The sequence below is a fragment of the Sphingobacterium yanglingense genome (assembly GCF_004363245.1).
GTDB lineage: Bacteria > Bacteroidota > Bacteroidia > Sphingobacteriales > Sphingobacteriaceae > Sphingobacterium > Sphingobacterium yanglingense.
The window spans coordinates 317697-343663 of the sequence record NZ_SNYV01000016.1; the positions used below are offsets into that span (position 1 = coordinate 317697).

The 25967-nt window shown below is 40.0% G+C and carries 19 protein-coding genes; 9 read left to right on the forward strand and 10 right to left on the reverse strand.

Annotation, left to right across the window (positions count from 1 at the left end):
* Positions 1-178: 178 nt before the first annotated feature.
* Together kbl and CLV99_RS17690 are read right to left on the reverse strand one after the other, a co-directional pair.
* Positions 179-1369 (reverse strand): glycine C-acetyltransferase, encoded by a 1191-nt coding sequence (kbl, locus tag CLV99_RS17685; protein WP_133585834.1) that lies wholly within the window; start codon positions 1367-1369, stop codon positions 179-181.
* 137 nt (positions 1370-1506) lie between these two features.
* Positions 1507-1920: a DUF2147 domain-containing protein gene (locus tag CLV99_RS17690; protein ID WP_133585835.1), complete on the reverse strand. Its 414-nt coding sequence runs from the start codon at positions 1918-1920 to the stop codon at positions 1507-1509.
* Between the two features lie 155 nt (positions 1921-2075).
* Here CLV99_RS17690 and CLV99_RS17695 point away from each other — a divergent pair, with 155 nt between their 5' ends.
* A complete protein-coding gene (locus CLV99_RS17695) occupies positions 2076-2423 on the forward strand; it encodes a phage holin family protein (RefSeq protein WP_133585836.1) in 348 nt (115 codons plus the stop codon).
* Positions 2424-2684: 261 nt separating this feature from the next.
* Here the strand turns inward: CLV99_RS17695 and CLV99_RS17700 are convergent, their stop codons facing one another.
* From CLV99_RS17700 to CLV99_RS17710, 3 genes are all read right to left on the reverse strand, one after another.
* Positions 2685-4055: a PepSY-associated TM helix domain-containing protein gene (locus CLV99_RS17700; protein WP_133585837.1), complete on the reverse strand. Its 1371-nt coding sequence runs from the start codon at positions 4053-4055 to the stop codon at positions 2685-2687.
* A 107-nt stretch (positions 4056-4162) separates the two neighbouring features.
* Positions 4163-5575, reverse strand: a complete 1413-nt coding sequence (locus tag CLV99_RS17705; protein WP_133585838.1) for a hypothetical protein — start codon at positions 5573-5575, stop codon at positions 4163-4165.
* Positions 5576-5578: 3 nt separating this feature from the next.
* A complete protein-coding gene (locus tag CLV99_RS17710) occupies positions 5579-8035 on the reverse strand; it encodes a TonB-dependent receptor (RefSeq protein ID WP_133585839.1) in 2457 nt (818 codons plus the stop codon).
* A gap of 88 nt (positions 8036-8123) precedes the next feature.
* On the opposite strand from CLV99_RS17710, the gene CLV99_RS17715 reads away from it, so the two are divergent.
* Positions 8124-9077, forward strand: coding sequence for a helix-turn-helix transcriptional regulator (locus CLV99_RS17715; protein ID WP_133585840.1), 954 nt, complete (start codon positions 8124-8126; stop codon positions 9075-9077).
* A 56-nt stretch (positions 9078-9133) separates the two neighbouring features.
* Here CLV99_RS17715 and CLV99_RS17720 read toward each other — a convergent pair whose 3' ends face one another.
* Both CLV99_RS17720 and nagB read right to left on the reverse strand, forming a co-directional pair.
* Entirely contained in the window at positions 9134-11626 is a 2493-nt protein-coding gene (locus CLV99_RS17720; RefSeq protein WP_133585841.1) for a TonB-dependent receptor, read from the reverse strand.
* A 306-nt stretch (positions 11627-11932) separates the two neighbouring features.
* The gene (gene nagB / locus CLV99_RS17725; protein ID WP_133585842.1) at positions 11933-13855 is read right to left on the reverse strand and encodes a glucosamine-6-phosphate deaminase; all 1923 of its coding nucleotides are present in this window, start codon (positions 13853-13855) and stop codon (positions 11933-11935) included.
* A 164-nt stretch (positions 13856-14019) separates the two neighbouring features.
* Between nagB and CLV99_RS17730 the strand changes: the two genes are divergently transcribed.
* On the forward strand, positions 14020-14685 hold the full coding sequence (locus tag CLV99_RS17730) for a TlpA family protein disulfide reductase (protein WP_133585843.1): 666 nt from the start codon (positions 14020-14022) through the stop codon (positions 14683-14685).
* Between the two features lie 35 nt (positions 14686-14720).
* Here CLV99_RS17730 and radA read toward each other — a convergent pair whose 3' ends face one another.
* Positions 14721-16109, reverse strand: a complete 1389-nt coding sequence (radA, locus tag CLV99_RS17735) for a DNA repair protein RadA (protein WP_133585844.1) — start codon at positions 16107-16109, stop codon at positions 14721-14723.
* A gap of 72 nt (positions 16110-16181) precedes the next feature.
* Between radA and CLV99_RS17740 the strand changes: the two genes are divergently transcribed.
* The gene (locus tag CLV99_RS17740; RefSeq protein ID WP_133585845.1) at positions 16182-16688 is read left to right on the forward strand and encodes an RNA polymerase sigma factor; all 507 of its coding nucleotides are present in this window, start codon (positions 16182-16184) and stop codon (positions 16686-16688) included.
* Positions 16688-17305 carry a hypothetical protein gene (locus tag CLV99_RS17745; protein WP_133585846.1) on the forward strand — a complete coding sequence of 206 codons (618 nt, stop codon included), beginning with the start codon at positions 16688-16690 and terminating at the stop codon, positions 17303-17305. Before CLV99_RS17740 ends, CLV99_RS17745 begins: the two co-directional genes overlap by 1 nt.
* Before the next feature lie 10 nt (positions 17306-17315).
* Here the strand turns inward: CLV99_RS17745 and CLV99_RS17750 are convergent, their stop codons facing one another.
* Entirely contained in the window at positions 17316-18464 is a 1149-nt protein-coding gene (locus CLV99_RS17750) for a dipeptidase (RefSeq protein ID WP_133585847.1), read from the reverse strand.
* Positions 18461-20200, reverse strand: coding sequence for a serine hydrolase domain-containing protein (locus tag CLV99_RS17755; protein WP_246032795.1), 1740 nt, complete (start codon positions 20198-20200; stop codon positions 18461-18463). Before CLV99_RS17755 ends, CLV99_RS17750 begins: the two co-directional genes overlap by 4 nt.
* Positions 20201-20527: 327 nt before the next feature.
* On the opposite strand from CLV99_RS17755, the gene xseA reads away from it, so the two are divergent.
* From xseA to CLV99_RS17775, 4 genes are all read left to right on the forward strand, one after another.
* Complete coding sequence (xseA, locus tag CLV99_RS17760) at positions 20528-21784, forward strand: exodeoxyribonuclease VII large subunit (RefSeq protein WP_133585848.1); 1257 nt, start codon at positions 20528-20530, stop codon at positions 21782-21784.
* Positions 21785-21790: 6 nt separating this feature from the next.
* Positions 21791-22015, forward strand: a complete 225-nt coding sequence (xseB, locus tag CLV99_RS17765) for an exodeoxyribonuclease VII small subunit (protein ID WP_133585849.1) — start codon at positions 21791-21793, stop codon at positions 22013-22015.
* A gap of 192 nt (positions 22016-22207) precedes the next feature.
* Entirely contained in the window at positions 22208-24058 is a 1851-nt protein-coding gene (locus CLV99_RS17770) for a HEAT repeat domain-containing protein (protein WP_133585850.1), read from the forward strand.
* Complete coding sequence (locus tag CLV99_RS17775; RefSeq protein WP_133585851.1) at positions 24058-25956, forward strand: HEAT repeat domain-containing protein; 1899 nt, start codon at positions 24058-24060, stop codon at positions 25954-25956. The genes CLV99_RS17770 and CLV99_RS17775 overlap by 1 nt, the downstream gene beginning before the upstream one ends.
* The last annotated feature ends 11 nt before the right edge of the window (positions 25957-25967 follow it).

Sequence of the window (25967 nt, forward strand, 5' to 3'; positions counted from 1 at the left end):
GGTGCAAAGATAATTATTTTACACCTCAAATTTTAGTATTTTATATTATTATTTTGTTAACCTTCTGATTTCACCTTCAAACACTTATGACATTTTTACATCAAAAACCACTCATCGAGATCTGTTAGCGTATTAGCAATGTCTTTTCCCGTCCTCAGTTAACAAGTAATTTGAGCATTTACGAAATTACGTCAAGGGCTTTTCCAACTTTCGTAAACGCCGCAATCGCCTTATCTAGATGAGCTCTATCATGAGCGGCAGAGATTTGTACACGGATACGTGCTTTTCCTTGTGGCACTACCGGATAATAGAAACCAATTACATAGATTCCCTCTTCCAACATTTTAGCGGCAAACTCCTGCGCCAACTTAGCATCATACAGCATAACAGGAACGATAGGGTGAAAACCAGGTTTAATATCGAAACCTGCAGCTGTCATCTGCTCACGGAAGTATAACGTATTCTCTTCTAATTTATCACGTAGCTCCGTAGTCTCACTCAACATATCCAAAACGGCAACCGATGCACCTGTAATTGCTGGAGCTAATGTATTAGAGAATAAATATGGTCTCGAGCGTTGACGCAACATATCGATGATTTCCTTTTTTCCAGAAGTGAATCCACCTGATGCTCCACCAAGGGCTTTACCTAAAGTACCTGTTATAATATCAATACGATCTATAACATTAAATAACTCATGCGTGCCGCGCCCCGTCTTACCGATGAAACCAGAACAATGAGACTCATCAATCATCACTAAAGCTTCATATTTATCAGCTAAATCGCATATTTTATCCAACGGAGCCACCGATCCATCCATAGAAAAAGCACCATCAGTAACAATGATTTTGTGACGGGCACCAGAAGCGGCTTGCAATTGAGCTTCTAAATCCTCCATATCACAGTTTTTATACCGGAAACGCTGTGCTTTACATAAACGTACCCCATCAATTATTGAAGCATGGTTCAACTCATCTGAAATGATTGCATCTTCAGCACCAAACAAAGGTTCAAAGACACCTCCGTTTGCATCAAATGCCGCTGCATAAAGAATCGTATCCTCTGTGCCCAAAAAGTTAGACAACTTTGCTTCCAGCTCTTTGTGTACATCTTGTGTACCACAGATAAAACGAACAGAAGACATTCCATATCCGTGATCATCGATTGCCTTTTTTGCAGCTGCCACAACCTTCGGATGCGAAGACAGTCCCAAATAATTATTTGCACAAAAGTTGACAACCTCTTGTCCAGTGCTTACTTTAATATCCGCTCCTTGAGGAGTTACAATAATACGTTCCTCTTTATAAAGTCCTGCTTCTTTGATTGCAGCCAACTCTTTTTCCAATGCTGGCTTTAACGTTTTGTACATATGAAAAAAATAAAATTTATAATTTTAAAATATCCAAAGCGTTAGGGCCTTAGGACATTTGATTCTAGCCCCAAAGATAGCAGAATTTTACCACACCGCAGTACGAAATCGTTTGTCTGAATATTATCAAAACCACATTATTTAGTCCGTGTCCAGGTTTCAGACCTTCCAAACATGCTAATCCCTATGAATCCACGAATATCCAAAGCATCATTTCCCTTTAGTTTCATTTTGCAACTATATGTCTTACCACTTTTAGGGTCATAAATTTCTCCACCCTCATAAGAGGTGCCTTTTTTTGTAAAATTGTTAAGAATCACCACCCCATTTAAAGCACGGGACCTCAGTTTTTCATCAGGATTTTGCGCGTCTTTCTTTGACTTATCCTTAACCAAATACAACTTCCCAAAAAATTTCCCGTTCGATTCATAAATCTCTACCTTCCCCTCCCCGCTGGGATTTAACCACGTCCCTACAATAGGATCCTTACTCTGTGCATAACATGTCATAGTAAACACTAGCGCAACAAAAGAAAATAATAACTGTCTCATAGTATAATTAAGTTTAAAATCCATATTAAAGATAATACATTTTTTCTATGCTCGCATAGCAAAGAAATATTTTAATTATCAGCCCTATAATTGGTCTTTTGCGACACCGCATTTGGCACTAATTTTGAAGTCTGTTTACAAAAACAGGTACTATTATGAGATTCATTATTTCCCTTTTATTGACAGGACTGGTCGTTGCAATTGCAGCTTACATTATTCCTGGAGCACATGTTGAAGGTTTTGGATGGGCTATTGTCACTGGCTTGGTAATCGGTTTTGTAAATGCTATAGTGGGCGGAGTATTAAGGCTATTTACCTTCCCTTTAAACTGGCTGACCTTCGGTCTAGTTTCATTCATAATCACCATTCTTATGATTATGCTAAGTGATTCCATCATGGGATCTAAGTTTGATGTAGATGGTTTTTGGAACGCGGCGCTGTTTGCCATCGTCGTTGCTATAATCGAGATGCTATTAGATAGCATGTTAAGCCGAAAGAAATAAATCAAGATACAAAAAAAGCCCCCGTCTATTGTATGCAAGGGCTCTTGAGGTTAATATAGGGATGGAAAATCCTTTCGTATGATGAATATTAATCTTTTCTAGAATGAGCAACAAATCTAACATATAGTCTACTTTTGACAGAATATTTAGGGGGGGACAAATTAGGGACAATTTGCAAAAAAGCTGATTAGAGCTAATCAGACAATAAAAAAGCCTCTACGGAATGTTCTGTAGAGGCTTTTTTATTAAGTTCAAACTATACTATTTCTTCTTTTTCTTCATCTTATTAATCCAAATCATCGTACCTGTAATTGGCAAAGAGGTGGCAATAAGACAAGCTATGAAGTATAAAAGTTTACTAAATGGCCCATAGATATCCCCAATATGCAATGCTTTAATTGATGCTGAGGCCCGCTGGTTAAATGGTTTGTCTCTGAAAATATCCTTTTCGAGTACCGCTCCACTATATTGATCCAACGTCAGTTTATCTCCTGCAGAAGGTGCGAAAAAACCTATACGATTCTTCGATACCGAAACTGTACCTACACTATCCTTTGCAAAATTTACTGTAATATCTCCATCATAAGGCAACAGTTTATTGACTATCAAAATAGTCTCCTCAATAGTAAGAGGCTTTTTCCCATCCGTTGGCACCACAGAAACCAATGTCGGCTTATCTTCTTTAGGTGCATCTGGAGATTTATAGGTTCCCCAAGTCTTTTGCCATCCTTCCCTATACCATTCAAATGACCAAAAAGGTCCCGTCACCGACATTAGAAACAGAATGATACAACTATAGAAACCCAGCGTATTATGCAAATCGTGATTAATACGTTTCCATCGAGCGGACCATTTTATCTTAAGACCATTCTTCCATCCTCTCATCTTAGCTGGAAACCAGATAATCATACCAGAGACTACCCCCAATAAAAATAGCAAAGTAGCTGTTCCAGTAATCCATGATCCCAGCTTACGGTTCTCCATCCCTTCTATAATGGGCTTTTCTACTTCATTCAGGAGTAGCCAACGGTGCAAACCGAACATCGTTTGCATCACAGCGGCTGTCTTCGTCTTCTCATCCGAAGGGTCACCAATAACCTGTCCTGTATACGGGTTTATGGCCATCTGATTGGCGCGAGGACCACGTCCACCAGCAGCTGGGGCGGCTTTTTTCTCTTTCCCAGCCCCCGCATTAGCCGCCTCGCCGGCCTTATTGGCATCTTTATCCGCCGACGCTACCCCATCACCCTTGGCAAGTTTGACTTCCGGGGCACCTGTATTAACCTCAGTCTTTTTATTTTCTTCCTTCTTTTTCGAATCGCCCTCTTCTTTTTTAGGCTTACTATATAATGCAAATATCGTTTTATCTGTATCAAAAGGAACTTTTACCCCAACAACCTTTCCCTTTATAGACGTCTTAGCCTGCTTAATAAGGGTATCCACATTTTGTTTATCTCCCTCTGGAGTTACTTTGTAATATTGCGGTATAGCTGCCTCTCGAAGTTCTGTATTATAAGTATAGACAGTTCCTGTCAGACAGACAATCAGTACGACAATACCAGAAATCAATCCGCCCCATAGGTGGATATCGTTAAAAAATTTGCGAATCTTAGGCCAATTGGATGAAGACATATTATTTATTTTTTGCAAATATATTATTTATCCTTAGTCTAAATAATATTTAGTAAAAAAAGGACCCTAAGTAAAACTTAAAGTCCTTTTTATATTGTATTTAGATTTTAGTAAGCGCCGATGTAAAAACTACCTGACTGATTCTTCAATCTTGCTCCTTTTGTAACCGCTTTTGTCTTATAATTTATGACATACAAGTTACCATCCACACCATTCGGAGTCATAGGTACATAAATATTATCTCCAATTACTCCGATGTTTTGAAACTGTCCAAATGTACCTGTGATAGCTGTTATGCCCTGTGCTTCGTTTGCAGAACGACCAGAAAAACCAATATCACTTTGATTTTCTGTTGTCAAGCGAGTTGCCTTTCTTTCATTCAAGTCAACAAGCGCTAGGTAACCGCCATCAACTTTCGATTCAGTATATAACACAATAGCGACACCATCTTTAATATACTTCCAAGCCCTAATAGCAACACTATTACTTGTTCCTAACGCAGTTTTCAAATCAAAATTATAATCATTATCATACTGATTTGTAGACTTGTTAATACGTAAAATCTGGGAACCAGAAGTTGCTGTTGCCTGGTAAACGTTTCCATCGGTTCCTACATACTGTGTCATTGTACGATAAGAATGATTATTGACCTTACTTACGACAGCATCAGCATATATTAATTTAGGATTAGCTAGAGATGGATAATCTACTACCAAAGTAACGGTTCCTAATTCTCTATTTCCAGTACTCCACGTCTGAACATTATCCTTAATACCCGATTTTTTTGTCACATCGGTTCTAGTCAAATTACAACCAATGAAGACTTTGGTCTTCGTTGCATTAACAATTGGTACGTCAATACGACCAATCTGATAACCTGCTTTCGTCTGTTCTGCAGTAAAAGGAATTGTAAATTCAGTTTGACGCGTTACCTGAGGATCATTCAGATCCATAATTGCTATTTTGGCGGTGCTAGTTACGTCAACAAAATCTGCACCAGCTCCCTCGGCCGACGCTTTGATTGTAGCAGAAGCGTAGACTCCTATACCCACCCCCTCAGCAGCAACTACCCATCGAGGAGCTGTACCAAGAATAGGTTCGGTATTCATTTCTTCACGTGTATCGGTAAAAACTTTACCACCGTCGACGCGGTATTTATTAAAAATACCTCCATCTGTACCCGTATACTGTATATTGTATAAAAAATTACCATTTGTAGACCCTTGTACCCGTGCTGTACGTTGTGAACGAAGCGGATAGCCGCTACTATAAACATTCACTTCAAAATTTGGGTTAATAGCTTCCTCAGGCGTAATTGCAAACGCCATAGTTCCTCCATTTCCAGCAGTACCTTTATCATCAGGGAATGCTCCTGTCAACGTAATATATTTCCTAGGTTGATTGTCCGGGCCTGACGGTTCTAAGCCCCCATTTGGCCCATCACTTTTTTTACATCCCGCTAGTGCCCCCATAGTAATCACTGCTCCTACAGCTAATGAGGTGAATAATCTCGTTTTCATATGCTATTTAATAAAGTTATTTAATGTATAATTCAATTTAATATAAAATGCTCTGCCTGGTTTTTGGACACCAAAATTGTCATATACTTCCGCATTAAACACATTTTTCCCATCCAAACTTACGACTACGTTTCCCTTTGGAAAACGATAGCTTGCTCCAAAATCATGTGCAAATTGAGTTGGTGTCGTAAACCACTCTGACTCGATCCATATGGTACTAAACGGTGCAACATACCCCATGTTATAATGAAGATTCACCACTGATTTTTTTTGAAATATATTATTTAACCGATATTGAACATTTGCATTCATTGTAAAGAAAGGTTCATTAGGTACTTGAAGATTATATAGACTGTGTGGGTTTCCTCTTTCATCTTCTTTCACTTTGAATAGCGAATTGAACTTCGAAAAGTTAACCATTGCATTCAATTTATTGCTATAGATATAGTTAATCTCTCCCTCAAAACCTAATGTCTGGGTTCTAGGCAAGTTCACAAATTGACTTACTTGTATGTCTTCAACTTGGTTTTCTCGTCCTTCAATAATAGGATCTACACGAGTCTGGAGGATAATTTTTTCATAACCATTACGCCAAAATGCATTTGCGTAGAAACTCAACTTATGATCCGAAAATTCTAGGAAGCCATAACGTCCTCCCAAATTATAGTTTACAGCTACCTCAGGCAAAATCCCTGCATTGGGAAGTAGATTGTTCTCCGGCTCGCCATACAAGTGTCGCTCAGTAGGCATAATAAAAGACTTCTCTGCGGACAAAATAATAAAACCATCCTTAATCGCTTGATAAGATAAAGTCGCTCCAAAGCCTTTATTATCTCTGGTTGAGGTGCTTTGTTCATAGTTCATCACCCCATTTTCAAGCGCCGTAGGTTGTAGACTCTTAGTCTTGGTTAATCCATACTTCCCAAAAACATTTGTTCGGAGCTTATTATCAAAAGTCTCCATCTCATAATTCAAAGCCCAAATGTTTGTCCATATATCATTTTGCGTTACCCATTTGTCTTTTTCAGGATTAAGCAAATCCTTATCATCTCGGGTTGTTTTTTCGAACTTATGATTCAGTGATAGACGATGACCAGGTAAAAAAAGATAAGCCAAATTAGTCCGAACATTCGATATCGTACGATCAATATCATTCATCACCGCATCCCCTTGTTGTCCTTTCCCTGGCATATGAGGGAAGGGCTTCACTTCTCCATTTTCATTTGGTGGAGCCATCAACAATGTACCGTCCCAATTATACAACTGACTCACGGTATCTTGGAGATACGTGTTTCGTTTACTGTGGACAGCATTCAGGTTGAGCGATAGTCCGTCTACAAAAAGGTCACGCTTACTATAATTCACGCTAAAAACATGCGCCTGATATTCATTGAATCGACCAAAATAGGGTCTAGTCATGGTGATTCCATGTGGAATATCTTTATAAGAATCAGACACATTATAACCTACGAAAAATTGGTCCGCCCAGGATACATCTGTGAATCCTAACTCAAAACGTCCACCAATAGTCTCAAATTTATCATTTGGTCGCTTAGTACGATAATACCTTTCCACACGTGCATTAGGCAATGTATATTTAGAGAACTTGCCCCACATTTCATAATTATTGTCCGAATGACTGTAAAACCCTGAAGCTCTAACGGTCAAACCATTCTTTTGATTACGATACAATCCACCGACATCAGCTCGATACGTATTAAAAGAACCGTAAGATACAGCCGCGGATAAATTATTCGCAGAAGCGTCTTTTTTCATAATGACATTTATAGCTCCACCAACATAATTACCACTTAGATGAGACGGCAAAACACCCTTATACACTTCTATACGCTCAATCATAGCAGGAGGAATATTGTTAAGATTAAAGGATGAACCATAAGTAGAAATCTCAATCCCATCTAAAAACAACCCTATGGTACTCCCTGACATGCCATTTAGATTATACTCAATGGGCGATCCCTCACCTCCATTTTGACGAACACGCACCCCTACTGCTCGATCCAACAATTCATTTGTGGTCAAATTTCTTAAAGAAGCTTCCTTAGTTTCGATGATAGAGACCGCAAATCCGGAGGTCTCTACCTCCCGTTTTGCAGTATTACGTGTTACTTTTACCTCGTCCAAAGATACATCGCCCTTTTCTCCCACATGTATGTGTAAATCAGGATAATCTTTGTTCACATCAATTTTCAACGTCTTCGTTTCTATTTCTACGGAAGAAATCGATAAGGTATACTTTCCTTGTGGGACAGTAGAGAACGAATAGCGTCCCTGCTCATTCGTAATAGACACTAAGGATGTACCATTAATCTTAACCGTAACATGAGATATCGGTTCGCCACTTTCTTTATGTACTTTACCATTTACGGAGAATGTTTTTTGTGCAAATACCGAAGTCACAAGAACTACGAAAAACAACGACAGGTAAATTTGTTTCATTATCTCAGATTAATAGTCTACTTTTGCTTTTAGAACAAGTCTAAATAAAACCTTGCGCTGCAAATCTAGAATTATTCTAAACAATAAAATGACGGAATCGGGAAAAAAAGCTTCAAATTTAGAAATCGTAGATTTCCAATCCCCTGCGTCTACCTCGTATCCTTTGAACTGCATCTCTTTTGATATTCACTACGCTTTATTAAATGAGACTACCAATCAAGAATTGTCTAGCCCAATAGATGGGTTTATAAACATTCTCTACCCTGTTCAGGATAATAGTTGTATCTGTCCCTATTTTCTAAAAAAACAATCTTATGTAATTCGAGGAGGAGAAAATGTCATACACCCTGTCAAAAAAGGGGAAACACTCGAGTGGAAGAATATCTATCAAGACAATCTTGCTATTGTATTATTCATTTCTCACGAGATACTCAGTGATTTTAGAATAAAGTTTGAGCAAAATAGTCTACGTTTTAGCTCCGGTCTATTGACCAGTAGTGACAACCGTACACGTTGGCTTGTCAACCAACTGATAGACTATATACATCACGACAACTATTTGAACCGCTTACGTATACAGGCTCTGTTAATTGATATTATCGTCCATCAAATCGAAGGGTTATACGCGGAGAATGAAAAGCACGAAATTATACCCAACAAAAGCCACTATGACAAAATAGTTCTCGCACGGAACCTCATTCATCAAGATCTTTCAAAAAACTACACTATCCCTGAGTTGGCAAAGTATGTAGGCACCAACGAGCAATACCTAAAAAAACACTTCAAACAGTATTTTGGTAAAACAGTGATGAGCTATATCACGGAAAAGAAAATGGAACACGCCAAGGAGCTGATTTTAACGGGAGATTATCGTGTGTCCGATGTCGCACAGATGACCGGCTACAAGCATTCCACACACTTCACATCTGCCTTCAAGAAATACTTCGGAATTATCCCCAATTCCCTAAGGTACACCTTTCTAATCGCAAATGAAGGAGCTCGCATCCTATCTGAATTTGACAGTTTCATAAATATATTATAATAAAAAAGGCTTCCATTTAGTTATGAAAGCCTTTTTTTATGATATAAAACCGTAACTTAAAACTTACAGGTCAATGTCGTCATGAAATTGCGAGGAGGAATCGGATTGACCGAATAATTCTCGTGAATGAAATAATTAAGTTCATTGGTTATATTTGCCACTTTAGCAAGTAAACTAAAACGTCCTATCGAATAACCCAGCGATACATCAACAGTAGTGAACGGGTTGACCGGAATTAATCTATTTTCCCCTTTTTCGATGTTAATTTTGGAATTGTTCCAACCTGCATTCCGCTTTCCGGTATAGAAAGCCGAAACCCCAAATTTCAACCCTTTAACCGCTCCATCCTGTATGGTATAGAAAGCAGTTGCATTTCCGGTATGTGCAGTAGTTCCGACAAGTCTTACACCTTCCTCCGAACCCGATGTCTCAACCATTTTCTCTACCAGATTACCATTTTTATCGGGGACCATCGCTTTATACCGTGAAATAGGTAACGTCTCAGTATATCGCATAAAATTGTAAGCATACCCTGCCATAATATCAAGTCCTGGCAGTAAATGCCCCGTAATATCAAGCTCTATTCCATCAGAAGCGGTCTTTCCTGAAAACTCTTTCATATTGGTATCTCCATTCCCTTCTCCATTTGCACCGAGCAAAGCCATTTGTGCAAATTTGTTATTATTGATACGATACAAAGTTAAATTAGTAGAAAGTGCCCCTTTAAAGAAGTCATTCTTAACACCGGCCTCATAGTGATCAACAATAGAAGGTGCCAGTGGTTGATAGTTCACGTCATAGCCCGTATTTGACGTAAAGTTATTCGTATAGCTCACATAGACTGTCGTTGTCTCAACCGGCTGATAAATTAATCCGAACTTAGGAGACCAAGCTTTATCTTCTTTTATTGGAACATCATTATTTGATAAATCTTTAGGAATCTGTGTGGTCAATGTGCCACTTGCAACATCGTACTTTTCAGAGTATGGCGTACGCTGATAAGTAAAACGCACTCCCGCAAGCACTTTAAACTTCTCAGAAAGAGCAAACATATCCTGTACAAATGCACCATATCGATAGACATTTGTCTTAGTCCAACTGTTTTGGGCCGTATTAGGGATATCCTGTCTCATTCCAGCTTTATAAGGATCGAACACATCGATTACGTCGTATGCTGTATTCGGTTTACTTGGATCATCTAGCCCCGCAAAGATATCATAGGCATAAACCTTTGTTGCAGCCTGATCGGCATCTCCTCCAAATAGCACCTGATGTTTAATCCCGCCGGTATTAAAAGCCCCTGTCAGATTAATTTGCTGATTCTTTGTAAACTCCTCCGTTTGACTTCTGCTCAACGCCCGAGGAGCTAATCCTTGTGCGTTTGCCTGAAGTCGCTCAGATCCATAGTAATTACGATTGTAGTTTTGAAGACTCGCTATTGCACTTATTTTCCAATTTTCATTAAAATTGTGATCTAAAGCGACCTGTCCATTAGTAGAATTTGTCTTATTAAATGCACCATTGACGTTAAGGAAGGTATTTCTTCCAACAGCATCGTTCAACTTGCCCTCTACTGAACCTACACCAAAATCCGGTGTAAAATCTGCCTTTAAGTAATCAAAGTTCACATTCAACTCTGTTCGTTCAGAAATCTTATAAAGTACAGAGGGGTTCACATATACCCTATTGGAAGTAACCACATCTCTATAACTATTTGCAGATTCACCCGTTCCTACAAAGCGAAAAGCCACCTTATTAGACAGCGGACCATATATGTCCAATGTCGGCTTGTACCTATCCCAACTTCCGTACCGCATTGAAACCTCTCCTCCGAGGTCAAATTTTGGCTTCTTTGTAACCAGATTCACAACAGCCCCACCCGTCACACCTCCATACAACATCGCTGCAGAACCTTTAAGAATTTCAACAGACTCTAGCGTACTCGCTTCTATCTGTCCTCCATTGTTAGTCCTTGCACCATTTTTAAAAATATTGTTGGCTCCTAGACTATACCCGCGAGCATAAAAATTCTCCCCAACACCTCCACGATTCGCACCCAACGCTATACCATTCGCATTTTTTAAAGCATCACCTAAAGTATTTATCTGCTGATCAGCAATCACCTGTTTATTGATAATTTGAACTGACTGAGGTAGGTCTTTATCCTGAATTCCCGATTTTGCAACACCAACGGTTTTATTATTTACCGAGTTATATCCCGTAACCTCAACTTGATCAATCGCGTTATTAATTTTATGCAAAGTAACCGCACTGAGATTTGTTTCACTTCCTTTTGGAACGACTGTCAATCGGTTTTTCTCAAAACCAACTCCGCCCAACAAAAGCTCAAAAGCCCCTTTCTGATTCACATATAATTGAAACTGTCCATTTATATCCGTTTTTGTAAAATTATTACCTACCGATATACTGATATCCGAAATAGAATGACCTTTGTCGTCGATAACCCGCCCTTTAACGGTTGTCTGCGCATTGACCAAAGAAGATGCGCTAAATGCGCCCATTAATGCAAAAAACAGCTTAGCTTTCATTTGTTTATTTATACTAATTATAAATTGAGTGCAAATTTAAACGAGCCGCTGTATCTATAAAATAAAAAATCCGACAAAAAGATTAACAATCCGAAATTTTCATCCTTCAATTCCAATCATAACAACAAAACTTTCATTATTCTTTCGGTTCACCAACAGACATACAGACTCTTGGCATCCGTTAAGCCGAACGAAAAGCGTTCATTGATGCCTTGGAATATAGTGTCGCATCAAAATACATACACTTTCATAAAAAAAGCCGGCATGTATACACACACCGGCTCTTACTATTTAATTTATTACTAATTAATCAAACTTCCAACGGACGAATGCCTCTATAGCTTCGTAATCCGCAAGCCCTAGCTTATGATATAAAGCTGCAGTCTCACTTGTACGGTCTTCTGCACGAACCCAGAATTCACGAGGATCATCTCCCGGGAATACAGGCACATCTTTCTGTGATTGGTGCTTAAAGATTGCTAAACGCTTACGTTTCACCTCTTGAGGGGAAAGTGGAATAGCCATCTCAATCTCATGGATTGGATACTCGTGCCAAGCGCCACGGTACAACCACAACCAACAGTCTTTTGTCCATTCATCTGTCTTACGCAAACGTAATAAAGCTTCTAAAATAATATCGAAACAAACTTTATGCGTTCCATGTGGATCAGCAAAATCTCCAGCGGCAAAAACCTGCTGTGGTTTTACTTTACGAAGCAATTCCATTGTTTGCACGATATCATCTTCAAAAGATACTTCTTTAGAGAATTTCGTTCTATCGTAAAAAGGCAAGTTCTGAAAATGGATATTCTGATCTGGCAAGCCTACAAAACGAGCCCCAGCAATAGCTTCACCTTTACGGATCAACCCCTTCACTGTACGGATTATCTCTGGATCGACCTGATTAGGTTTCTTAGTCTTGAAAAATTCTCTCGCTTCAGCGTAAATCTTACTTGTAATACCTTTGTCGTCTTCTATTGCTACAGCAAAGTCTTGTACAAATTCCAAATAACGCAACACATCATCATCCCAAACTGCTGTATTTCCAGATGTCTGGTAAGCAACATGCACGTTGTGCCCTTGGTCTGCTAAACGGATGAAAGTTCCTCCCATTGAGATTACATCATCGTCAGGGTGTGGCGAGAAAAGAATCGCATTCTTCTGAGCTGGCTCAGCTCGCTCTGGACGATTTGTATCATCCACATTAGGCTTTCCTCCCGGCCATCCGGTTATTGTTCTTTGTAACTCGTTAAAGATTCTGATATTAATGTTATACGCAGGACCTTGCTCAGTCACAAGTTCTGCCATACCATTATTGTTGTAGTCCTCATCTGTCAACTTTAAAATTGCTTTATTCAATTTTAAAGACAGCCACACTACAGCCTTTTTAGTCAAAAATTCTGTCCAGACAACATCATGTGCCAACCATGGCGTATCAAATCGGGTTAAAAGTGACGCTGCACCTTCATCCAATATAAACTCTACATTATTAGACAACTGTAAGTAAGTCGCCGGAATCTCAGGTGACATCTCACCTTCGACAGCTTTCTTAACAATCTCTGCCTTATTTTCGTTCCACGCCATCAGTACAATCTCCTTTGCTTTGAAGATTGTTCCTACCCCCATAGTAATTGCTTTAGTAGGTACGTACTCTTTACCTCCAAATCCACGAGATGCATCGCGACGCGTCAAATCATCTAATGTCACTAGACGCGTACCGGAGTTTGGAGCAGATCCTGGTTCATTAAACCCAATATGCCCTGTACGTCCGATCCCCAACAATTGAATATCCAATCCTCCTAGCTCTGAAATCTTCTGCTCGTACGCTTCGCAGTACGCCTGCACTTGATTGATATCTATTGTCCCATCAGGAATATTAATATTTTCTGCGGGGATATCGATCAGATCGAAGAGGTTTTTCTTCATGAATGTAACGTAACTCTGATCAGCCGTCGGCTGCATCGGAAAGTACTCATCCAAATTGAAGGTTACCACATTCTGGAAGCTCAAACCCTCTTCTTTGTGTTGACGAACAAGTTCTTTATAAACTTTAACAGGTGTTGCTCCTGTTGCTAGCCCTAGGACAGCTTTCTCGCCATTTGCCTGCTTTTCTTTAATCAGTGAAGCGATACGATTTGCAACATGAATAGAAGCATCACTTTGACTTGGATATACCGTTACAGGTACTTTTTCAAAGCGTGTTTCCTCTAATAAATTTAATCTTGCCATTTATGAGGTAATAAATATGATAAATCGTGAATAGCAAATTTAACAATAATATGAGCTTTTCGTAAATAAAAGTGCAATTAAAAAATAATTTTAAAATCATTTTAACATATACCCTATCAATTTATTTGCTCTTTTTATCTAAGTTTGAATAAAATAGCTATAACATGAACAGACTTCTTGCTTTATTATTGACTATAATTCCGTTTTTATTAACGGCGCAATCTAAAGACGATTTAATAAAAGAGATTAAAGCCAACCCATCTCAGACGGAAACAATTCGGCTCATCCAACGTGTCGGTGGGTATGATCCAGACTACAAAGAAATGGAAGCTTTATTCAAAACCCTTGACAAAAGCGTAAAAAAGACAAACGAAGGTAAACTATTCCAACGCTATCTAAAAAATCTATCCAATGTAGCTATCGGAAAAAAAGCTCCTGGGATAACCCAATTTGACCTGGAAGGCAATCCATACGGACTACAGAATCTAAAAGGGAAATATGTTCTAGTCGATTTTTGGGCTTCTTGGTGTCCTCCATGCCGTGCGGAGAATCCTAATCTTGTAGCTGCATATGCGGAATTCAAAGACCGCAACTTTGAAATACTTGGCGTATCATTTGACCGGGAGCTTGACTCGTGGAAAAAAGCAATTGCAGACGACAACTTAACTTGGAAACATATCTCAGATCTACAATACTGGAACAATGGAGCTGCTATCCCTTACGGTATCAAAGCAATTCCCCAAAATGTTCTCGTAGACCCGAATGGCATTATCATCGGGCGCAACCTACATGGCGAGGATCTAAAGAAAAAACTAAGGGAGATACTATAAATATCTCCCCATTTTCTTTGCACACGCTCCCTGTTCTATCCAAAAAGAGCGTTAAAGAGATTTTCTAAAGTAGCCATAGGTCTAATGGCTATGTTATACTTTTTAGCGTCCAAGCCTTTAACATTATACTTAGAAATAAATATTCCCTCAAACCCTAGTTTCTCTGCCTCAGCGATACGCTGCTCTATACGATTTACGGCACGGATTTCTCCGGATAGGCCAACCTCTCCTGCGAAAGTAACCTGAGAGGGCAATGGGATATCCTGCTGCGACGAGATCAATGCCGCTATCACTGCCAAATCAATAGCCGGATCTTCCACACGAAGTCCACCAGCAATGTTCAAAAACACATCCTGCGCACTCAATCGGAAACCGAAACGCTTCTCCAATACCGCCAATAACATACTCAGCCGCTTACTATCAAAGCCTGTCGCAGTCCGTTGTGGTGTTCCAAATGCAGAATTGCTCACCAAGGCCTGTACCTCGATCATCAAAGGACGTACTCCTTCCAGCATCGCAGCTACCGCTACTCCGCTGACCGGACTCTCCCGTTGTGACAACATAATCTCCGAAGGATTCGATACTTCCCGAAGCCCAGCTCCCTGCATCTCATATATCCCTAATTCGGATGAAGAGCCAAATCTATTTTTTACTGACCGTAGTATTCTATACACATGATTTCGGTCGCCTTCAAACTGTAACACGGTATCCACCATATGCTCCAGTACCTTTGGACCTGCGATAGAGCCATCTTTCGTAATGTGGCCCACAATCAATACGGGCGTATTGGTTTCTTTAGCAAAGCGTAATAGCTCCGCTGTACATTCACGAACCTGAGAAACCGAACCAGGAGCCGACTCTATCTGTGAAGAATGCAACGTCTGAATCGAGTCAATCACTACGACATTGGGGTTTACAACTTCAATCTGTTTAAATATATTCTGCGTACTACTTTCAGTAAGAATATAGCAATTTGCTTTAGACGATTGAGATAAGCGTTCTGCACGCATCTTAATCTGCTGCTCACTCTCCTCTCCGGAAATATAAAGCGTTTTTACGGCCGGCAGCGACAGCGCCAATTGCAACATCAATGTAGACTTACCGATCCCAGGCTCTCCTCCAATCAGTACCAAAGATCCCGGTACAATCCCACCTCCCAACACACGATTAAATTCCTTGTCCGGGGTCAATATCCGTTGTTCTTCCGAATAAACAATCTCATGGATGATAGCGGCTTTGTTGGTTCGCTTAGTAGCAGTGGTACCTGCTGTTGTACTTCGCCACTCTGGCACTCTCGAAGAAGCAGGAGTTACTAATTCTTCCACAAAAGAATTCCACTGTTTACAAGACGGACATTGTCCCATCCATTTTGGAGATTCATATCCGCAGGACTGACAGAAATATGCTGATTTTGACTTAGCCATTGAGCTAAATTAGTAAAAAGCTTACATTACATGTAACAATATCTTCTTAATTTCGACATATAACCAAACTAGATGAACAAAAGCACAGAAATAGAATTTGTTGGGCTACTGGAACAACACCAGAATATCCTTCATAAGATCTGCAAGCTATATGCTGCGGATTTGGATACGCACAAAGATCTTTTTCAGGAAATGGTCATCCAACTTTGGAAATCCTATCCATCATTCAAAGGCGAAGCCAAATTTACAACATGGGCCTACCGCGTAGCATTGAATACTGCAATCTCCCTATATCGGGGCACGAAACGAAAAATCACAACCGTAGACTGGGATAATTCGCTACAGAATATCCGATACGAAGAATACGACACTGAACAAGAAGAGCAATTAAAAACGCTTTATACTGCCGTTAGACAACTCAACGACATCGAAAAAGCGTTAGTTTACATGTACCTAGAAGACAAAGATTATGCTGAAATATCCGACACATTAGGTATCAGCGAAGTCAACGCCCGTGTCAAAATGAACCGGATAAAAACAAAATTAAAGAGCATGATAGATCAGAATGGAGGTTATTAATGGATGGACTAGATTTATTAAAGAAACACTGGAATACGGACAAACAGTTCCCACAGGTTGACAGCAGCGAGATTCGTACCATGCTGCATCGCAACTCTTCTTCTATCGTGCGATGGATATTCTTTATCTGCTGCTTAGAATTTACGCTATGGATGGCATTATCTCTTTTCTTACCTGTCGAAAAAGAAGATTCACTTTTTTTTCAAATCACGGATGGCATTTATAACATCGTTTTTTATGCCTGTATCTTCTATTTTATCTTTCAGTTCTACACCTTACTCATACAGATAAAAAGCACTAAAAATACGCGCAAACTGATGGAGAGTATCCTGGCCGTAAGAAGCAACGCCCATCGATATATACGTTTTAACCTCTTTGCTGCTTACGCCGCCTTCGGTTTACAGCTTATTCAATTGATTACCAAAGAATATCTCAAAGGAGAAGAATGGGGCGACATGCTGTTTGTAATCGCCCTAGTAACCATTCTTTTTGTAGCCTTTGGTCTTTTGTTCGTTTGGCTATACAAACTCTATTTTAAGGTTATATATGGTTTCCTACTAAAGCGATTGAACAAGAACTATGAGGAACTGATACGGCTAGATAAAGAAGATGTGTGATGCCTCTCGGTTATTCATTCTCCTTTAAAATACGTAAAAAATTTAACCCCATTATCTTTGCTATGGCATCTTCACTATAGCCTCTTGCTAATAAGGCCTTAGTCAGATTCGGGAACTGAGACACATCTTCTAAATCTTGGGGAGAAGCCTCTATTCCATCAAAATCCGACCCGATAGCAACATGGTCTATTCCAACTTTTTCTACGAGATAATCGATATGATCTATCAACTTGGATAACGGAGCGGTCACCTCATATTGTTGCTGCTTCGTGAGTTTTACATACTGCGCCCAGGTAGACATTTCTTTATTAATTGGCCCTACATATTTAATGTATGCCTCCTTTAGTCGGGATTCATAATCGCTATCCAAAAAACCTGCGTAAAAGTTGACTCCGACAACACCTCCGTTTTTCTTCAGCGCTGCCAATTGCTGATCATCCAGATTTCTAGAATGTGGTGTGAGCGCCGCTGCATTACTATGTGATACTAAAATAGGCTTCGTACTAACTTCTAACACATCGTAAAACAGCTTTTTGCTACCATGCGAGAGGTCCACCATCATGCCCAATTCATTCATCTTTCGGATTATCGCCTTCCCGTTCTTTGATAAGCCCCGCTGTTGAGACACCGGCTTACTATCTTCAATAGCTGCAGCAGTTGCCCAAGGGAGATTATAATTCCAGGTCAGTGTTAAATAACGAGCCCCTCGATCATATAGTTTTTCGAGATTAGAGATACTGGACTCAATCATATTACCTCCTTCAACACCGATTAAAGCAGCTATCTTGCCCTCACGGTAAATCTTGGCAATCTCTTCTGTGCTTCTTGCTAACGCAATTTGATCTGGGTTTTGGGCGATCACTTTTTCTAAAGCATCAATTTGATCATTTGCGTGCTTAAAAGCGCCTTTGCGCCAACGTTTGTCATCCGACCATACGGCAAAAACCTGTACATCCACACCGCCCTCCAGCAATCTAGGAATATCCGTATGCCCGCTTTGCAAACGCTTGCCGATATCCTTCCCCTTCAAAATGCTTGTAATAATCACATCATTGTGCCCATCAACAACCATAATCCTACGGTGTACCGCTTCATGGTCTTGTGCCCATCCTACAGTTACAAGCCCGAACAGGCATAAAAAGCTCAATACCTTTTTCATTTCGCTTCGTTTATAGTCTCATATATTGCATCCAACATACGTCCCCGTATACTCAGATCTGATAACTTGTTTGAAACCTGCGGATGCACCCGATTAGATAAGAATATATAGGTCAATTGATGCTTCGGATCAACCCAGATACAAGTACCAGTATATCCTGTATGCCCGAAAACAGCAGAATTAGCCAATTTTGAGGGGTACTCTTTCTTTGGATCCGAATCGGCACGGTCAAAGCCCAATCCTCTGCGGCTCGTTTTGGACTGTTTGGAGGTAAACAGGTCGACCGTAGCCGGTTTAAAGTAGCGTGTACCACCATACTCTCCTCTATTCAGTAAAAGCTGACCATAAATAGCCAAATCATTGGCTGTCGAAAACAACCCCGCATGTCCAGCTACTCCTCCTGCCATTGCAGCACCTTGGTCATGCACATACCCTTCTAGCAACACCTTTCTAAAAGAAGTATCATTTTCAGTAGGAATGATTCTATATCTTTCGAATCGCTCTCTTGGATTATACCCAGCGGTCTTCATTCCTATTGGCCGATAGAGTATCTGTTGTACATATTCGTCCATCGGTATAGCGGTCTCGTGCTCCGCTACCTCTTTCATCACATACATACTGATATCCGAATAGACATAATCACCTATCGGCTTCACGGCCGAATTCAACATCTCTGGCCACATTACATCTCTGTAGTAATTATTTCTCAAATAAGCATTGTCTGCCACTTTCGTTTGATGCGTTGCAGAGGAAGTCGTCTGAAGATCTCCTGGTTTCAAATGACGATAGAAAGGAATAAAAGGAGTAAAGCCTGCCTCATGTAATAGAACCGTACGCAAGGAGATATTTGCTTTATTGCCAGCTTTGGCTTGCCATAAGTAATGCCCCATCGTGCTATCTAGATTGATAATCTCCTTTTCCTGAAGGTGCATAATGACAGGTGTAGTCCCCGCAATCTTACTTACTGAAGCTAGATCGAAGATATCGTCTATTACTGTAGGGCTCTTTTTGTCATAGGTGTGTGTACCATAAGCCTTTTCAAAAATAACCTGTCCGTTCTTAACCGCCATAACCACCATCCCAGGTGCCGCTTTTTCACGAATAGCTTCATCGGCAATACGATCTATCTTTTGGGTCATCTTCGCTATATTCAGACCGGATCCCTCCCCTAGCGTATACTGTAGACGAGTCTGTTCTGTTCGATTACGACTATTACCTTCTGTAATCGCCAAACCACCGAAGACACTCATAGCCATATTTCGTTGCGCAACTTCAGAAAAAGACGGATAGCCAAGCTCCGTGACGCGGCCTCCTAATAATGGTGCCCATTGAGGTATACTCCCATTTAGGTCCTGAAATCGACAAAGGATAATATTCTTGCGATTGACCAACGACTGTCTCAACATATATAACATCTCTTTGCTAAGATCTGCCTCTGTACCGCCTACTATAATCGTATTAAAATATTTTGTCTGTTCATCATATTTGGAAAAATCAAAGGATGCGACATCTGCGTAACGCTCTAGCTGCTGAATAAAGGGGGCATACTTCTGCAAATCAGGAGTTACAACCGCAATTTTTGTTTGATCAAGACGACCTAGAGGGACAGCATGCTCTTTATTGAATAGCAGTTGTGTTTTATTTAACACTGTTTGTTTATACTGCGCATTAACAGCTCCGGCACATAGCATAGCAAAGACGAAGAGCGTCAGGGATTTTATTGATAATTGATTCATGACAATAAGGTTTCTAAAGTAAATATATGCAAAAACCGCACAAAAACGCAATATGAATAAGAAACTACCTTTATCTCTCTAAATAAATGTTTCCAATAAGTTTGGTACAGGTTGTAACCAGCTAGGTACCCTGTTTATTTTTAATAGGGATTTAACAGGGACTTTATTCGGACTTTATAGGGACTTCATTCGGATATATGCGAATGAAATCCCCATAATCTGCGTTTAAAATTCGTTCTAATTTCCCTTTAAAAGATAAGTTGTTGCAAATCTGTCTCCCAGTTGATCCCTGTACTATACATCAAAGTTTTTATTTACCTTTGATTCATGCCTGAAGTGGTTGAAGACAAAACTATTTTTTCCCTCCTAGAAGTAACGAAGAGCATACAGCGAACCATTGCAGAGCGTTACAGGAGCTTGTATTGGATAAAAGCAGAAATGAACAAACTCAACCATTACAAGCATTCCGGACACTGTTATCCTGAACTTGTCGAGAAGAAAGATGGCAAAATAGTTGCAGAGATACGCTCCATACTATGGAAAACAGATTTTGAACGAATTAACACACAGTTCATTCAATTGCTCAACGAACCTTTACGAGATGGCATAACGGTATTATTTCAAGCAGGAGTATCTTACGACCCTTTGTATGGCCTAAGCCTTCGCATAGTAGACATAGATCCCACATTTGTTCTGGGTGAACTTGAAAAAGAGAAAAAGGAAAGTATAGCTAAGTTACAGCAAGAAGGCCTATTTGAAGCCAATAAACGATTGGCATTCCCGTTACTCCCCAAGCGCTTGGCTATAATTTCGGTTGAAACCAGTAAAGGTCTATCTGATTTCTTTAAAATCATCACGCAAAACCCCTGGGGATACAAAATAGAGACAACACTTTATCCAGCTCTTCTACAAGGGGATAAATCCATCCCTTCAATTATCCGTCAACTCGCTACCATTGCCGATCACCTCGAAAAATATGACGCCGTAGCAATCATCCGCGGTGGTGGTGGTGAAGTCGGTCTATCGAGTTATAATAACTACGCTCTTTCTAAAGCAATTGCAATCTTTCCCATTCCTGTATTGACAGGGATAGGGCACTCGACCAATGAAACAGTTAGTGAAATGGTAGCTTACAAAAATGCAATTACCCCAAGTGAGCTCGCAGACTTCCTAATCCAGAAGTTTCACAACTTTTCAATCCCCGTAGACAAAGCACAGGAAAGGATGATTTCTCTTGCCCAAGATTTTTTTCTACTAAACCAAAAAAAACTTACGGAATCGGCACAGGTACTATCTTGGAATAGCAAACAGAAACTTACATCAGAAGGACACCAGATACAAATGTTATCTCAACAATTGAAACTGTACGGCCAACATATTCTAAAGGAGCAACAAAATGCACTAGAGGGAATCTCCCGCGTTATTAATATGGCAGACCCCGAGCTTCTCTTAAAGAAGGGATTTAGTATTACACGGATAAATGGAAAGGCTGTCACTTCAAAAGAACAGATCAAAGAAGGTGATATCATAGAAACAATTTATGCCGATGGCATATTATCTAGTAAAGTCCTCTCAACAACTTAGTAATATATGGAGTCAAACTATACATACAAGGACGCGTTTAGCGAATTACAGCAAATAGTTTCTGAAATAGAAACGGGAGATGTCAATGTGGATGAGCTGGCTGACAAAATAAAAAAGGCCTCTCAGTTGATACTGATCTGCAAGGCGAAACTAACTTCGTCAGAAGAAGAAGTGAATGCTCTGTTGGCCAAGCTCCAAGAAACAGATCAAGGCACTCCTGACTCCGATTAAGGACTTAATTTGACAATAGGATTAGTTTTCGGAGGACTACTCCCGATCTACTATTAAGAATTTCAGCTTATATTTGCTGCTGATATTTTGTCGATTTTCAGTTATTTCTGGTTTTACCTTTAGTCTTATTTTTTCATCATGAAGGCTTCACACAAACTGTTCCTCTTCGTTTTAGTCTCGTGTCTATCTATCTTGAATACAGTTAGAGCTCAAGAAATCATATCGCCCACAATCGAAATAGCAGATCGCTCTTTCGCTATCATTACCGACAGAAGCACCTTTGAAAAATGTCAAAAAGAAATTCTTGCTTACCGCGATATCGTTGAATCAGAGCTTCTCCCTACCTTAATTGTTTATCACGACTGGAAGTCCCCAGAACAACTAAAAAAAGAACTGCAAAGGCTTTACGAAACCGTCAAGATAGAAGGTGTTATCTTTATTGGTGATATCCCCATTCCGATGGTGCTAAAAGCGCAACATCTCACGAATGTATCGACAGCTATCCCATCGGACCGCTTCTATGATGATTTCGGATTGACTTTCGATTTTCTTGAGCAGAGCAAAACCAATCCGCAATTGTTTTTTTATAATTTAGGAATCTCTTCCCCAAACCGCATCAGGTCGACTATTTATTCTGCCCGTCTCAAACCAGCTACAGATGGAGACACTGACAAATATCAACAGATTAACACTTACCTCAACAAAGCAATACAAGCCCGCTTAAACAAGGATAGTATCGATCAGGTGATGTCCTACGTTGCCTATCAGCCTTTATCTGCTTGGTCATCTCACTCAAACTTTCTAGAAGAGCAATTCCCTCAGATTTTAAAGACAAGTACACAGTTTCAAAATTACAAGGATGACAAACAACGTACGTTGCAGAATGAAACCATTAATCAATTTAGAAGACGGGACCTCGATATTGCCTTCATTCGCCAATATCCGCTCTCCAATGTGGCATCGATCTATCCAAATGTTACTTTCACCATTTTTGCGGACGACCCCATAGGAAATTTTAGTGAAGGACAATATAGCGCAGGTCAGTTCACCATGGGTAAAGGATCTACATTAACTGTATTGGCCAACACGGTCCAACCGACCCCGCACCGTCATCCTACATACCTCATAGGCTCTTTGGGCATGGGCCTCAATATCGGTCAATGGAGCAAACTTAATAATACACTTGAATCACACCTTTTCGGGGACCCTACATTCGCTTTCTCCATTAATTCGACAGATACTTTAACCAGATATGTACATGAAGGGGGCACTAAAAAGTTAGTAGAAGCCCTGTCAAAATCCAAATCTCCAGAGGCACAGAGTTTTCTATTGAACCAACTCTATCTTCATAATTATGAGGGACTATCAAAGCTTATCACGCAGTACTACGACAATTCCAATTATGCTACGGTACGTTATACCTGCATCCATCTAGCAGACCGCCAGGAAGGAGAAACAAGATCCGTTCTTTTTGCAAAGGGCATTAAAGACACTGATGAATCGATTCGTCAGGAAGTAATCAATGCCATATCACGTATAGGAGATCCTATATTCATCCCCGCCTTAGTAGATGCCTATATAGAGAATCAACACGCAGAAGGCATATTATCTGCTATAAACATGGCACTCTATGCGTTTAATAAAGATCTGATTAAAAACATCGCTGAACAACGTTTTATGACCGCCAACAACTTTATTGATAACGTTAAGGCGAAAGAAAGCTTTTATGAGAACCAGTTCAAAGGGATCTATCTAGAAATCGACAAGAATATTTTTGACACAAAACCGGCTAGTCAACGACAGGGAATAAGTGATTTACGGACCATACACTATCATCCATCCATAACAAGGTACCTTGAGTTCGTACGCAACAGCAAGATGCCTATAGATTTGCGAATTGCAATGCTTGAATCTTTATCCTGTTTCGGGGATTCTTACCGTAAACAGGAAATTATAGCGGCTTGTAAAGAGCTCATGGTAGACACCAGACATTCAAAAAGGCTACGTGACGAAGCCCGCCGAACTTTAAATAATATAAACTAATGCAAAAGTCTCTATTCGCTCTACTCATCCTGTTCTCTATTGCAGTCACTGCTTATGGACAGTTGAAGATAGAAAAACCCAGCTTAGGTACAAGTAATAAGGCTTTTGCAATAGTCGTAGACCAGGATACCTATACACATACAGAAGACGCCATAAGAGCCTATCAAAAAACAGTTGAGGGCGACGGTATACCGACCTATATCATTCATGGTGTATTCAATCGCCCTGACGATATCAAAAAAGAGCTTATCAAGCTGCACAAAACGAAACAATCGCTGGAAGGGGCTGTCTTTATTGGTAATATCCCTATCCCTATGGTTTATGATTTTTCAGCGAATAGCATGGCCATTCCTTCGGATCGCTTCTACGACGACCTGCACCTCAACTTTGAATATGTCAAACAAGATGCAGCCCAAACGAACCTCCACTATTATAAATTACAGGAGAGCAGTCCGCGAAATATCAACCCAAGCTTTTATTCCGCTCGAATCTACTACCCGACGTTAAAGCCTAGTGATTCCTATGAAGCAATTACTAGCTACCTCTTAAAAGTAGCTGGCACACGTCGTGACAATGTCTTAGACCATGTCGTTAGCTCAACGAGTAGGAATTACTATAACGGATGTACGGCTGCCTGGAAAGATGAGCCCAAAGCCTACAAGGAGTACTTCCCTTTTTTAGTAAAACGGACAAACAGCTTACAGCAATTAGCTTTTAAGACCAACAATAACGCATCAATTTTAAACGAGATGCAACGTAAAGAGGTTGATTTATTTTTAATTCGCTCGGATAGCAGCCCGATCTTACAAGACCCGAAAATTAAACAACTGCATACGTATCCTTTATACATTATCCTCGATACACAGCCTGCCGGAGCATTCGATAGCACAGCATATGCTGCCCGTCAATACATCTTCAATCCTGGTCACACCATAGCAGTACAAGCCAATAGCCGACCAGCCACTACAGACATAAACTTTAGCGGTCTATTATCTTACGGCATACGCTGGGGGCATATTCACAATCTGGGTTTAAACCTAGAGCGTCATTTATTTGGAGATCCGACCTTTCATTTTGCAAACAAGGACACGGAAAAACTAAATGAAAAACTCAGTCAAGAAGATAATCCGGAATATTGGCGTTTATTATTAAAGAAAGACAATCCGATCTACCAAACACTGGCGCTGTATAAACTCAGCGCTAACAACGCAACCTTATCAGAGGCGGTAACTCCCTATTTTGAAACTTCTCCTTATCGTACCGTACGCTTACAAGCACTAAACGCTTTATCTGCCTATAAGAATAAAGATTTTACAGCTGCTGTATCAACTGGGCTCAGTGATGAATATGAACTAGTCGCTCAACAAGCTGCGGTCTATGCCCGAATGATCGGAGACACGACTTTAATCCCCTCGCTAGCACATGTATGGATAAATGACAAGTCTAGACTACGAGTCCAGCAGATTATAATAGCAGCATTTGAAGTATTTGACAGGAATAGAGTTGAAAAATCACTGACAAAGGCTTTAAGCAACAGCAATCGATTACATCAAGAGACAGAAATAGAATCCGTAAAAAACAGCTATATGCAGCCTTCTGTTCTTGAAATCTCACTGGAGCAGATAAAAGATAAAACTAGGCCTACAGAAGAACGGATTGCCCTAGTTAAGCTCCTAGCAGCCCGCAACTATCACCCTGGTATAGATGGTATACTTGATATAATAAATGATAGACAGGAACCTATTGAACTGCGCATTGCATTTGCTACTGCGCTAGGGACTTTTAGCCATTCCTGGAAAAGGGAGGCAATCTTGCTAAATTTTCAGACGCTATTAAAGTCCAAGATCTCCAAAGAATTGAAAATTGAAATAGAACGCACAATAAATAGATTAAATTGAGTTTTTAAATG

Bases quoted from the DNA above. Each gene is read 5' to 3' on its own strand.
- kbl (WP_133585834.1), bottom strand. From the start codon at position 1,369: ATGTACAAAACGTTAAAGCCAGCATTGGAAAAAGAGTTGGCTGCAATC.
- CLV99_RS17690 (WP_133585835.1), bottom strand. From the start codon at position 1,920: ATGAGACAGTTATTATTTTCTTTTGTTGCGCTAGTGTTTACTATGACA.
- CLV99_RS17695 (WP_133585836.1), top strand. From the start codon at position 2,076: ATGAGATTCATTATTTCCCTTTTATTGACAGGACTGGTCGTTGCAATT.
- CLV99_RS17700 (WP_133585837.1), bottom strand. From the start codon at position 4,055: ATGTCTTCATCCAATTGGCCTAAGATTCGCAAATTTTTTAACGATATC.
- CLV99_RS17705 (WP_133585838.1), bottom strand. From the start codon at position 5,575: ATGAAAACGAGATTATTCACCTCATTAGCTGTAGGAGCAGTGATTACT.
- CLV99_RS17710 (WP_133585839.1), bottom strand. From the start codon at position 8,035: ATGAAACAAATTTACCTGTCGTTGTTTTTCGTAGTTCTTGTGACTTCG.
- CLV99_RS17715 (WP_133585840.1), top strand. From the start codon at position 8,124: ATGACGGAATCGGGAAAAAAAGCTTCAAATTTAGAAATCGTAGATTTC.
- CLV99_RS17720 (WP_133585841.1), bottom strand. From the start codon at position 11,626: ATGAAAGCTAAGCTGTTTTTTGCATTAATGGGCGCATTTAGCGCATCT.
- nagB (WP_133585842.1), bottom strand. From the start codon at position 13,855: ATGGCAAGATTAAATTTATTAGAGGAAACACGCTTTGAAAAAGTACCT.
- CLV99_RS17730 (WP_133585843.1), top strand. From the start codon at position 14,020: ATGAACAGACTTCTTGCTTTATTATTGACTATAATTCCGTTTTTATTA.
- radA (WP_133585844.1), bottom strand. From the start codon at position 16,109: ATGGCTAAGTCAAAATCAGCATATTTCTGTCAGTCCTGCGGATATGAA.
- CLV99_RS17740 (WP_133585845.1), top strand. From the start codon at position 16,182: ATGAACAAAAGCACAGAAATAGAATTTGTTGGGCTACTGGAACAACAC.
- CLV99_RS17745 (WP_133585846.1), top strand. From the start codon at position 16,688: ATGGATGGACTAGATTTATTAAAGAAACACTGGAATACGGACAAACAG.
- CLV99_RS17750 (WP_133585847.1), bottom strand. From the start codon at position 18,464: ATGAAAAAGGTATTGAGCTTTTTATGCCTGTTCGGGCTTGTAACTGTA.
- CLV99_RS17755 (WP_246032795.1), bottom strand. From the start codon at position 20,200: ATGAATCAATTATCAATAAAATCCCTGACGCTCTTCGTCTTTGCTATG.
- xseA (WP_133585848.1), top strand. From the start codon at position 20,528: ATGCCTGAAGTGGTTGAAGACAAAACTATTTTTTCCCTCCTAGAAGTA.
- xseB (WP_133585849.1), top strand. From the start codon at position 21,791: ATGGAGTCAAACTATACATACAAGGACGCGTTTAGCGAATTACAGCAA.
- CLV99_RS17775 (WP_133585851.1), top strand. From the start codon at position 24,058: ATGCAAAAGTCTCTATTCGCTCTACTCATCCTGTTCTCTATTGCAGTC.